This is a genomic window from Sphingomonas sp. R647 (genome assembly GCF_020177055.1).
Taxonomy (GTDB): domain Bacteria; phylum Pseudomonadota; class Alphaproteobacteria; order Sphingomonadales; family Sphingomonadaceae; genus Sphingomonas.
On the sequence record NZ_JAIQXT010000002.1, the window covers coordinates 153,272 to 164,756 of the forward strand.

The 11,485-nt window shown below is 64.8% G+C and carries 7 protein-coding genes; 3 read left to right on the forward strand and 4 right to left on the reverse strand.

From position 1 onward, the window contains the following. Nucleotides 1–295: 295 nt before the first annotated feature. From K9B35_RS04695 to uxaC, 3 genes are read right to left on the reverse strand one after another with little or no spacing between them, the layout of a single operon-like run. A complete protein-coding gene (locus tag K9B35_RS04695; RefSeq protein ID WP_318245952.1) occupies nucleotides 296–1,573 on the reverse strand; it encodes an MFS transporter in 1,278 nt (425 codons plus the stop codon). Between the two features lie 37 nt (nucleotides 1,574–1,610). Then, nucleotides 1,611–3,011, reverse strand: a complete 1,401-nt coding sequence (locus K9B35_RS04700) for a mannitol dehydrogenase family protein (protein ID WP_224920656.1) — start codon at nucleotides 3,009–3,011, stop codon at nucleotides 1,611–1,613. After that, nucleotides 3,008–4,417, reverse strand: a complete 1,410-nt coding sequence (gene uxaC / locus K9B35_RS04705; protein WP_224920657.1) for a glucuronate isomerase — start codon at nucleotides 4,415–4,417, stop codon at nucleotides 3,008–3,010. The genes K9B35_RS04700 and uxaC overlap by 4 nt, the downstream gene beginning before the upstream one ends. A gap of 109 nt (nucleotides 4,418–4,526) precedes the next feature. On the opposite strand from uxaC, the gene manD reads away from it, so the two are divergent. Next, entirely contained in the window at nucleotides 4,527–5,735 is a 1,209-nt protein-coding gene (gene manD, locus K9B35_RS04710) for a D-mannonate dehydratase ManD (protein ID WP_224920658.1), read from the forward strand. Between the two features lie 42 nt (nucleotides 5,736–5,777). Beyond that, nucleotides 5,778–8,144, forward strand: a complete 2,367-nt coding sequence (locus tag K9B35_RS04715; RefSeq protein WP_224920659.1) for a glycoside hydrolase family 3 protein — start codon at nucleotides 5,778–5,780, stop codon at nucleotides 8,142–8,144. Nucleotides 8,145–8,191: 47 nt separating this feature from the next. Here K9B35_RS04715 and K9B35_RS04720 read toward each other — a convergent pair whose 3' ends face one another. Beyond that, nucleotides 8,192–8,950, reverse strand: a complete 759-nt coding sequence (locus K9B35_RS04720; protein ID WP_224920660.1) for a FadR/GntR family transcriptional regulator — start codon at nucleotides 8,948–8,950, stop codon at nucleotides 8,192–8,194. A gap of 257 nt (nucleotides 8,951–9,207) precedes the next feature. Between K9B35_RS04720 and K9B35_RS04725 the strand changes: the two genes are divergently transcribed. Then, entirely contained in the window at nucleotides 9,208–11,457 is a 2,250-nt protein-coding gene (locus K9B35_RS04725) for a TonB-dependent receptor (RefSeq protein WP_224920661.1), read from the forward strand. Nucleotides 11,458–11,485 lie beyond the last annotated feature (28 nt).

Sequence of the window (11,485 nt, forward strand, 5' to 3'; positions counted from 1 at the left end):
CCGTCTCAGCTTCGGTTTGCGACCCCGCCAGCCGGGTGCATCGCGGGCAGGCGGACGGCCTCCTGGTTGGGCGCGCAACGCTGCCGTAGGGATGATTCACGACGTGGAGCGCGATCTGCAAATCGAGTCAAACGTGGTAACCCCGCGGCGATTTTCTTCTGCGTCCACAGCATCGCTGACAGTGAGGCGTACAGCCAGATCGGCCTTCGCCTGAAGGCCGATCTGGTGATGATCGATGCGCTGTCGCACTGGGCCGGCGAGGGAGGTCCGCAGTTACGGGGCACCTCGCCCGCTGTTACGTGATCGTCATTTTCGGCTTTTCGGACCGCAACAGTCCCCACAGCACGACGACGCCGATCAGGTCGAACGCGGCGAGCATGACGAACAACGGGCTATAGCCGATCACTTCAGCCAGGCCGCCGACAATCAGCGTGAAGATCGCGCCGCCGATCCACCCGATCGACCCCGCCATGCCGGTGGCGGTGCCGACCGCCTTTTTGTCGAACAGGTCGGCCGACAAGGTGAGCAGCGCGCCCGACAGCATCTGGTGCGCAAACCCGCCGACGCAGAACAGCGCGATGGCGACCGCTGGGGACGTCGCCAGCCCGATACAGGCCGGCCCGACCATCAGCACCGCGCCCATCGTCACCGTCAGCTTGCGCGAGGTGAGCAGATCGACCCCGAACCAGCGGATTAGCGCCGGGGCGGTCAGGCCGCCGATCATCGACCCCGCGTCTGCCGCAAGGAAGGGCAACCACGCCCACAGCGCCAGATCCTTGAGATTGAAGTCCCAGACCGTGACGAGATAGAGCGGGATGAAGAAGTTGAACGTCTGCCACGCCGGTTCGGCGAAGAAGCGCGGGATCGCGATCGACCAGAAGCCGCGCGTCCGCACCACGTCGCGCCAATGCGCGGGGCGCGCGACCACGCCGGCATCGTCGCCCGCCATCTGGATATGCGCGAGTTCGGCCTGGCTCAGCCGCTTGCTCTGTTCCGGGCTGCGGTAGACGAAGTACCACACGAACGCGAAGATCAGGCTGAGGCCGCCGGTGATCAGGAACGCCGACTGCCATCCGAAATAGAGGATGCAGAAGGCGACGAGCGCCGGGGCGATCATGTTGCCGATCGACGACCCCATGTTGAACACGCCGGTCGCCACGGTGCGCTCACGCGGGGGGAACCATTCGGATACGACCTTGAGCCCGCCGGGGATCGCCGCCGCCTCGAAACTGCCGAGCAGACCGCGCCAGAAGGCGAGGCTGAACCAGCCGGTTGAAAAGGCGTGGCACATATTGGCGACGCCCCAGCCCACGACGAAGATGGCAAAGCCGACCCGCGTGCCGAGCCAGTCGAGGATCGCGCCGCTGAACGTCTGCATGACGGTGTAGGCGGCCTGAAACGAGAAGACGACCCAGCTATATTGCTGGGTGTTCATATCGAACACCTGCATCAGCGTCGGCGCGGCGACCGACAGCGACGAGCGCGCCAGATAGTTCAGGATCGTGCCGACCGTCACCAGCGTGATGATCCACCACCGCAGCCCCATGATCGGCATGCGCCTCCGCTCGTTCACGCCCGCTCTCCCCGTAAATTGTTGCTAAGGGCTGGTTTCAGCCCAGTGCCGCGATGTGGCGGTCCAGCGCCGCGCGATCCTCGGCCGTCGGAGACCAGGGCGAGGCCATCGGCCCGCCGGCATCGAACAGCGCGGCGACGATCCCCTCGGCCCCCGCCGTCCGCCACAGCGCCGTAAGCTGCTCGGCGCGCGGATCGCTGACATGCGGCGTGTCGCCGCGGACATGAACGATCCAGGCGGCCAGCGCCTGCAGGATCGCCGGCGACGCCTTGTCCTGCGCCTGCCGGTCGGCGAGCGTCGCCAGCCAGCGCTGCGGGATCTTTTGCGACCCGTCCATCGCGATCTGCGCCAGCCGGTGCGGCAGGGCCGGGTTGGCAAAGCGCGCGATCAGCGAATCGGCATAGGCCGCCAGATCCTGTTCGGACGCGGGGGTGAAACTGTCGGCAGCCTCGTCGCGCATCAGCCGACCGACCAGCGCACCGATCTCCGGATCCGCGACTGCCTCGCTGACCAGTTCGAGCCCCTTGGCGAGGCCGAGATAGGCCAGCGCCGAATGTGCGCCGTTGAGCATCCGCAGCTTCGCGGTTTCATAGGGGCGGACATCCGCGACGATCTGCGCTCCGGCGGCGTCCCAGGCGGGGCGGGGGCCGGCGAAGCTGTCCTCGATCACCCATTGCCGGAATGGCTCAGTGAACACCGCCGCTTCGTCGCGCAGCCCGAGTTGTGCCTCCAGCGCATCGAGGTCGGCGGGCTGGCTTGCAGGCACGATGCGGTCGACCATCGAATTGGGGAAGGTGCAGTGAACGGCGCACCACTCGGCCAGCACGGGGTCGCGCGCCGCCAGCACGCGCAGCAGCATCTCCCGCAGCCGCATGCCGTTTTCGGCGAGATTGTCGCAGCTCAGGATCGTCAGGCCCGACAGCCCGTTCGCGCGCCGTTGCTCCAGTCCCTGCGCAAAATATCCGTAGATCGTCTGCGGGGTCGCGCGCGCCGTATGCTCGCTAATCAGCGCCGGGAGATCGGCGTCGGCGGGAACGAGGTGATAGCCCTTTTCGGTGACGGTCAGCGTCACCACCCGGGTGCGCGGATCGGCCAGTGCCGCGACCACCCGCTCGGGATGTTCGGGCGCGACGATCGCGTCCCCGACACAGCGGACGAGCCGGGTGACCGGCGCGCCCTCGCCCTTGCTGGTCACGGTGAACAGATGGTCCTGCGGCGCAAGCTGGTCACGCACCGTCGCGCTGCGCATCGACACGCCGATGATGCGCCAGACGTCGCCCGACGCGGCAATCGCATCCTCGGTCAACACCGCCTGATGTGCACGGGTGAACGCGCCGATGCCGAGATGGACGATCTGATGCGCCGCGCTGTCGCGGTCATAATCGACCCGGCGCACGCTATCGGGAAGCGTCGCTGCCGTCGCTTGGGACAGCCTCACAGCTTGTACGCCGCCTTGGCGAGACTGTAGGACAGGTCCTGCGCCAACTCGGCAGCCTCCCAATCCTCCATGCGATGTTCGGCGACCAGCCGGGCGAGGAACGCGCAATCGACGCGGCGCGCGACATCGTGGCGGGCCGGGATCGACAGAAAGGCGCGGGTGTCGTCGTTGAACCCGACTGTGTTGTAGAACCCGGCGGTCTCGGTCACCTGCTCACGGAAGCGGCGCATCCCTTCCGGGCTGTCATGGAACCACCAGGCCGGGCCGAGCTTCAGCGCCGGATAATGGCCGGCGAGCGGCGCGAGTTCGCGGCTGTAACTGGTTTCGTCGAGCGTGAAGACGATCACCGACAGGCGCGGGTCGTTGCCATATTTCGACAGCAGGGGGCGCAGCGCGCGGACATATTCGGTCTGCACCGGGATGTCCGCGCCCTTGTCGCGACCGAATCGCCCGAACAGCGCCGGATTGTGGTTGCGGAACGATCCCGGGTGGATCTGCATGACCAGCCCGTCCTCGATGCTCATCCCCGCCATCACCGTCAGCATGTGTGCGCGGAACAGCTCGGCGTCGGCGGCGCTCAAAGAATCGCCGGTCACTCGGTCGAAAAGCGCGCGCGCTTCGGCATCGCTCAGGTCTGCGGTGGCTGCGGTCGGGTGGCCGTGATCGGTCGAGGTCGCGCCCATCGCCGCGAAATAGGCGCGGCGATTGCGGTGCGCGGCGAGATAGCCGTCATAGGCGAAGCAATCCTCACCGGTCAGGTCGGACAGGCGGCGCAGATTGGCGCGAAACCCTTCGAACTCCGGGTCGATCACCGGATCGGGGCGATAGGCGGTGATGACCCGGCCCGACCAGCCGCTCGCGGCGATCTTGCGATGGTGGTCGAGCGGGTCGAGCGGCGATTCGGTGGTCGCGATCACCTCGATCCCGAACCGGTCGAACAGCGCGCGCGGGCGGAACTGGTCCTGCGCCAGCTGTTCGCCGATCGCGTCGAAATAGGCGTCGGCGCTGGTGGGATCGAGCCGCTGCTGCATCCCGAACACTTCGGCAAACACCCAGTCGAGCCACAGCCGCGACGGCGTGCCCCGGAACAGGTGATACTGCGCGGCAAAGGTGCGCCATGCTTCGCGCGGGGTTACCTGCGGTTGTTCGCCGCGCGGCGTCACGCCCATCTGCTCCATCGGCACCCCCTGGCTGAAGAGCATGCGCAGGACATAATGGTCGGGGATCAGCAGCAGTTCGGCGGCGTTGGTAAAGGGCTGGTCGTCCGCAAACCATTGCGGGTCGGTATGACCGTGCGGGCTGATGATGGGGAGGTTCGCGACCTGCGCATAGAGCGTGCGGGCGATGTCCCGGGTGGTCGCATCCGCCGGAAACAGGCGGTCGGGATGCAAATTCAGCGGGTTCATTTCCCTCTCCATGTTCGTGAAATCGCCCCTTGCCATACAATGTCTGACCAATCTACTATCGATTGTAAGACGATGCCGAATGGGGCACCGGAGGGGAGTTAAGCCTGAAATGAAGATCACCGCCGCTCGGGTCATCGTGACCTGCCCCGGACGCAATTTCGTGACGCTGAAGATCGAGACCGATCAGGGCGTGTACGGCATCGGCGACGCCACGCTGAACGGGCGTGAACTGTCGGTCGTCTCCTATCTTCAGGATCATGTCGCGCCGTGCCTGATCGGCATGGACCCGCGGCGGATCGAGGATATCTGGCAGTATCTGTATCGCGGCGCCTATTGGCGGCGTGGCCCGGTGACGATGCGCGCGATCGCCGCGGTCGATGTCGCGCTGTGGGACATCAAGGCGAAGATGGCGAACATGCCGCTCTACCAGCTGCTCGGCGGACGCAGCCGGGACGGGGTGATGGTCTATGGTCATGCCAACGGGTCTGACATCGAAGAAACCGTCGATGCGGTCGGCCAGTATATCGACATGGGCTACAAGGCGATCCGCGCCCAGACCGGCGTGCCGGGCATCAAGGACGCGTACGGCGTCGGTCGCGGCACGATGTATTACGAGCCCGCCGATGCGGCGCTCCCTTCAGTGACCGGCTGGGATACGCGCAAGGCGCTGAACTACATCCCCAAGATGTTCGACAAGGTGCGTGCGACCTATGGCTTCGACCATCATCTGCTGCACGACGGCCATCACCGCTACACCCCGCAGGAAGCCGCCAATCTCGGCAAGATGCTCGAACCCTATCAGCTGTTCTGGCTGGAGGATGTGACCCCGGCAGAGAATCAGGAAGTGTTCAAGCTCGTCCGTCAGCACACGGTGACACCGCTGGCAGTGGGCGAGATCTTCAACACGATCTGGGACGCCAAGGATCTGATCCAGAACCAGCTGATCGACTATATCCGCACCACCATCGTGGGCGCGGGCGGCGTTACGCATCTGCGCCGCATCGCCGACCTCGCGTCGCTCTATCAGGTGCGGACCGGCTGCCACGGCGCGACCGACCTGTCGCCGGTGACGATGGGCACCGCGCTGCACTTCGACACCTGGGTGCCGAACTTCGGAATCCAGGAATATATGCGCCACACCGAAGAGACCGATGCGGTGTTCCCGCACGATTATCACTTCGACAAGGGCTACCTGTTCTGTGGCGAAACCCCGGGTCACGGCGTCGACATCAATGAGGAGCTGGCGGCGAAATATCCCTACAAGCCGGCCTATCTCCCGGTCGCGCGGCTCGAAGATGGCAGCATGTGGAACTGGTGAGGGACCGTTCGACACCGACCCCATGATGACAGGACGCTGACCATGCCCACGACCCGAACGCTCCGCCTCGCTACCTCAATCCTGGCGGCCGGCGCTGCGTTGGGCGGGTGCGCAGCGACGCGCGACGCCGAACAGGCGCCAGCGCAGCCGGTGGTCGCGGCGCGGGGTAAGCCGATCCTCACGGTCGCCGGGCTGCGGTTCAAGGACCTCAACGCATCGGGCACGCTCGATCGCTATGAGGACTGGCGGATCGCGCCCGAGTTGCGCGCGCGCGATCTGGTTGCGCGGATGACGCTGGCTGAAAAAGCCGGGATGATGCTGATCGCGACGCACAATCCCGATTGCGACGGGTCGGTCACGGCGGACGGGCGCGCGCTGATCGAGAAGGAGGAGATGAGCCGCTTCATCCTGCGCGCGACCGTCTCGACCCAGCCGGCCGATTGTTCGGTCAAGCTGACCGGTTTCCGCCTGCGCGGCGGCTATCGCCAGACGCCCGAGCAGATGGCGCGCTTCACCAATGCGGTGCAGGAATTGCGTGAGGGGACGCGGCTCGGCATCCCGGCATTGTTCAAGGATAATGCCCGCAACCATGTCGAGGTCAGCCCGACCTTTGGCATCGGGCAGGGGGCGGGGGCCTTTACCGAATTCCCCAAGGAGGCGGGCCTCGCCGCCGCTGCGCTCGGCGTTGCTGCGCCACCGCGCGCCGATGTCGGTGCGCCGCCTGCCGGGCTGCGCGGCGACATGGGCGTCATCCGCGATTTCACCCGCGTGATGGGCCAGGAATGGCGCGCGATCGGGCTGCGCGGCATGTACGGATACATGGCCGATCTCGGCACCGAACCGCGCTGGTCGCGCTTCCACGAAACGTTCAGCGAGGATGCCGATCTGGTCGGCGAGATCGCGTCATCGCTGGTCGAGGGGCTTCAGGGCCGCAAGCAGGCGAACGGTCTCGCCCTGTCTCCCGCGACCCATGTCAGCATGACGCTCAAGCACTTCCCGGGCGGCGGGCCGCAACAGCTCGGGCTCGATGCGCATTACAGCTTCGGCAAGGACCAGTTCTACACCGACCCGAGCGGTCGCTATGGCTTCGACTATCACCTCCGCCCGTTCGAGCGCGCGATTGCCGCCGGGGTGGGGTCGATCATGCCCTATTATGGCGTGCCGGTGGACGCCCGGCACAAGCGCCGCGACGTCGAGAGCATCGGCATGGCCTTTTCGCGCCAGATCGTCACCGGCATCCTGCGCGATGAGCTGGGCTTCAAGGGCTATGTGAACTCCGACAGCGGGATCATCGAGGAACGCGGCTGGGGGCTGGAGGACAGCCGGATCAACCCCGCGACCGGGCGTAACTACACCGTCGCCGACCGCACCGCGCTGGCGATCCGCGCTGGCACCGATGTGCTGTCAGAGTTTCGCAATAAGGACACGATTATCGATCTGGTCTGCGCCGGTGCGCTGGACGAGGCGCGTGACCTGAACCCGGCGGTGGAGCGGCTGCTGACCGAGCAATTCGCGTTGGGTCTGTTCGAAAGCCCCTATGTCGATGCCGATGCTGCGGCAGGTGCGATCGGCACGGCGGCGAACCGCGAATTGGGGCTGGAGATGCAGCGCCGCTCGCTGGTGCTGCTCCAGAATCAGGCGATCGAGGGCGCACCGGTGCTGCCGCTCGCGGCGAACAGCCGGATCTATACGATGGGCTTTGCCGGCGCGGACTTCACCAAACGCGGCTTTGTCGCGACCGACGGCAATTACGATGCGGCGAAGGGTGAGGCGCGCCCGCGCGTGCCGGAGGGGACGCAGTTCGCGGTCATCAACGTCCGCGTCAACAACAACCCCGCGCGCCGGTATTCGAGCAAGGATGCCCAGACCGGCCGCCGTACGATCGACCCGTCGGTGAAGATCCTCGACCGCGCCACCGGCAAGCGTCAGCAAAGCTGGAGCGAACAGGATCCCTGCGCCGCGCCAGACGCGGATCCGAAGCGGGAATGTGTCGACGACAATCTGATCTTCGGAGGCAGCTTTCCGTGGGAGGCGGGCATGCTGTCCTTCTCGGCGATGGCGCAGGCCCAGAGCTGGTCGGTCTACCCCTCGCTCGCCGATATTCAGGGCGTGATCCGTGAGATCGGCGACCCGCGCCGGGTGATCCTCAACATCTATTTCCGCCAGCCCTATGTGCTGGATGCGGAGAGCGGGCTGCGCGGCACCGGGGCGATCCTGGCGAGCTTCGGCGCGAGCGATGCGGCGCAGATCGATGTGCTGACCGGGCGGCGGGCACCCGCGGGGCGGTTGCCGTTCGCGCTGCCCGCGTCACTGACTGCGGTTGATCGCCAGCATTCCGACGCGCCCGGCTATGGCGAGACTGCGAAGGGGACGCTCTACCCCTATGGTTTCGGCCTAACCTATCGCTGAGGCGGGAGCGGGCTGGTGCTGCACGTTCCAGCTTTGCTGAAACAAACTCAGCCAAGCGCCTGGGCGTAACGCGCGCGCTTCGATGCTGACAGCTTACGCGCTTCCTCGATCGCGCGCTCCTCGGTCGCGAACAACAGGCTGTCGAGCACCGCGGACAGGTGCGCGCGCATCGCCGCCCGTGCGGTCACCGGATTGCGGGTGCGCAGCGCGTCGAGGATTACCTGATGCTCGTCGACCACAGGCTTGACGTTGGCCGACCGCGCCTTCGCATAAAGCAGCGCGCTTTCCGGTGACTTGGCGCGCAGCGACCACAGCGTGTCGATCAGGTTCACCATCGCCGCATTCCGCGTCGCGCGCGCAATCGTCAGGTGGAATTGGTAGTCGGCATCCTCAGTTCCGGCATTGCGCTCATTCTCGCGCGCGATCTCGTCGATCAGCTTTCCCAGCGTGTCGAGCTCCTCATCGGTGATGTGCGACGCCGCGAGTGCCGCCGCTTCCCCCTCGATCAACAGCCGCGCTTCGGTCAGCTCGAACGCGGTGACGTTGAACTCCGCCTGACCTGCAGCGCTGGGCAATCCGCGCAGATAGGCGCCCGAGCCGACCCGAACCTCGACGATGCCCTGAACCTCCAGCGCGATGATCGCTTCGCGGATGGTCGGTCGGCTGACATTATACTCGATCGCCAGTTCGCGTTCGGTCGGCAGGCGGTCGCCCGGCTGATATCGGCCGCTTGCGAACACCTCCAGCAATCGCCGCGCAATTGCCTGGTAAAGCCGATCTCTGCCGCTGTCGCTTTCGTTCGCCATCTTTACTCTCGGTTCTGATCGCCTTGGGGCGGTGTGGATACTGCTATCGTGATGCGCGCCAATTGGCCAGACCTCTGTCAAACATGGAGATATGGAGGTCGCATTTCCTCGTCTCGGTAAACCCCCTCAGAGCGTTGATGGATGCATCACGTACAAATTACTCTTCCAACGCCAATCAGCTTGTGGCATGACCAATTTCATCGCAGCGTCCTGACCAAGCGGAAAAGAGGGCGCGCATCGAGGGAGGGAGTTGAAAGATGAATTCTGTAAAGTTGGTTAGCTCGGTCGCGCGGATCGCCTTGGCGGTTGGATGCGCGGGCCTCACGGTTCCTGCGCTCGCACAGGACGCTGCGCCCGCCGACGATGGTGCGGCTTCTGACGAAATCGTCATCACCGCACAAAAGCGCGAACAGAATGTCCTCGACGTTCCGGTTGCAGTTTCCGTCGTCAACCAGACCGTGCTGGATGCCGCTCAGGTTACGGACTTTTCCGGCCTGACCAATGTGTCGCCGTCTTTGACCATCACCGCCAGCGGCAACCAGAACCAGAACACCGTCTCGCTGCGCGGCATCGGCACGTTCAGCTTCTCGACGTCGGTCGAGCCGTCGGTTCTGGTGATGGTCGACGAAATTCCGCTGCTTTTGCCGGGACAGGCGTTCGGCAACCTGACCGACGTGGCACGGATCGAAGTGTTGCGCGGACCGCAGGGCACGCTGTTCGGCAAGAGCGCCTCGGCGGGCGTCATCAGCATCACGACCGAGGCTCCGACCAGCACGCTGACGGGTTCGGCCGAACTGATGGCCACGGCCGACGACGAATATAAGGTCCAGGCGGGCCTGTCGGGACCGATCGGACCGGATGGCGGCTTTCGCCTGTCGGGTTATTATTCCGATTTCGGCGGTTATATCAACAATTTGCACACGGGTAACAAGCTTGGCCAGCTCGAAACCTGGGGCGTGCGGGGCAAGTTCGACTATCGCATCGGCGCGCTCGACCTGAGCCTGATCGCCGACTACGGCGACTCTTACGGCAATGGCGGCGTCGACACCTTCCGCCGTCTCGATCAGCGCAACGCAGCCGGAAATCCGGTCAACACCAGCTACAACCTCACCGGGATCACCCCCGGACCCGACAACGTCAACGTCCGTATCAATGACGAGCAGGTCAATGATAGCGACCAGCTGCTCCTCGCAGCCAAGTTGAACCTCGATCTCGGCTTTGCGACCCTGTCCTCGATCACCAGCTACCAGAACTGGAACTATTATATCGAGAATGATCAGGATTTGACGCCCAGCCCGTCGATCTTGCAGCTCTCAGGCTATGACGTGAAGAGCGTGACGCAGGAGCTGCGGTTGACCTCGGCGCCGAGCGAGCCGTTCGAATATATGGTCGGCCTGTACTATAGCGATGGCGGTACCGATCGCACCTTCGTCCGCCTCGCGCCGAACACCCCGCCGCTGCGCCAGAACTGGGCGTCGACCGGTAACAGCCGCAGCTATGCCGGCTTCGTCCAGCTGGGCTTCGACCTGTCTCCGACGACTAAGCTGTCCGGCGGCGCGCGCATCAACCATGAGAAGATCGACATCCGCTTCCAGGACAACCGCACCGCCACGCCAGTGGTATACAGCGGAGACGATTCGGAAACTGCCTTCACCTGGAAGGTCGCGTTGCAGCACGACTTTTCGGATGATCTGATGGCGTTCGCCTCGGTCGCGACCGGCTATAAGGGCCAGGCCTATGACGTCGCGTCGGGCTTCGACCAGCGCCGCGCGAGCAATCCGATCCGTTCGGAATCCAGCATGAACTATGAAATCGGGCTCAAGGGCCGCGCGTTCGATCGGCGCGCGCAGTTCCAGCTGGTCGCGTTCTGGACCGACTATGACGACTTTCAGGCACAGGGCATCAACAATGATGTGGTGCCGCAGCAGTTCGAGTTGACCAATGTCGGCAAGCTGCGCTCACGCGGCGTCGAGTTCGAGGCGTCGGTCAATCCGACCGATGGCCTGACCCTGTTCGGGTCGGCTGCCTATATCGACGCGCGGATCCGTGAGTTCCCCAACGCCCAATGCTACTACGGGCAGACGGTCGCCGAGGGCTGCGTCCTCGATACCGCCAGCGGTCAGTTCCGGCAGGATCTGGCGGGCAAGAAGCTGGCCAATTCGCCCGACTTCAAGTTCAACTTCGGGTTCAAATACGAAGCGCCGCTTACCGAGAGCCTCGAACTGGTCACCGACGGCAACTATGTGTGGCAGAGCTCGGTCGGTGCCTTGAGCCAGAATCCGCGCTCGGTGATCGATGCCTATGGCATCGCCAATGCGTCGATCGGGGTGCAGGACAAGGATGGCGACTGGCGCGTCAGCTTCTTCGTCAACAACCTGTTCGATCAGGATTATGTGACCTCACTGATCGACAATACGACGACGCGCGACGCGCCGTACATCATCTACCAACAGGTCCCGCGCAACTATAAGCGCTATGTCGGCGTGCGCGCCCGCATCGGCTTCTGATACGGATAACGGGCCGGGCGCTTGCCGT

Bases quoted from the DNA above. Each gene is read 5' to 3' on its own strand.
- uxaC (WP_224920657.1), bottom strand. From the start codon at position 4,417: ATGAACCCGCTGAATTTGCATCCCGACCGCCTGTTTCCGGCGGATGCG.
- K9B35_RS04720 (WP_224920660.1), bottom strand. From the start codon at position 8,950: ATGGCGAACGAAAGCGACAGCGGCAGAGATCGGCTTTACCAGGCAATT.
- manD (WP_224920658.1), top strand. From the start codon at position 4,527: ATGAAGATCACCGCCGCTCGGGTCATCGTGACCTGCCCCGGACGCAAT.
- K9B35_RS04715 (WP_224920659.1), top strand. From the start codon at position 5,778: ATGCCCACGACCCGAACGCTCCGCCTCGCTACCTCAATCCTGGCGGCC.
- K9B35_RS04725 (WP_224920661.1), top strand. From the start codon at position 9,208: ATGAATTCTGTAAAGTTGGTTAGCTCGGTCGCGCGGATCGCCTTGGCG.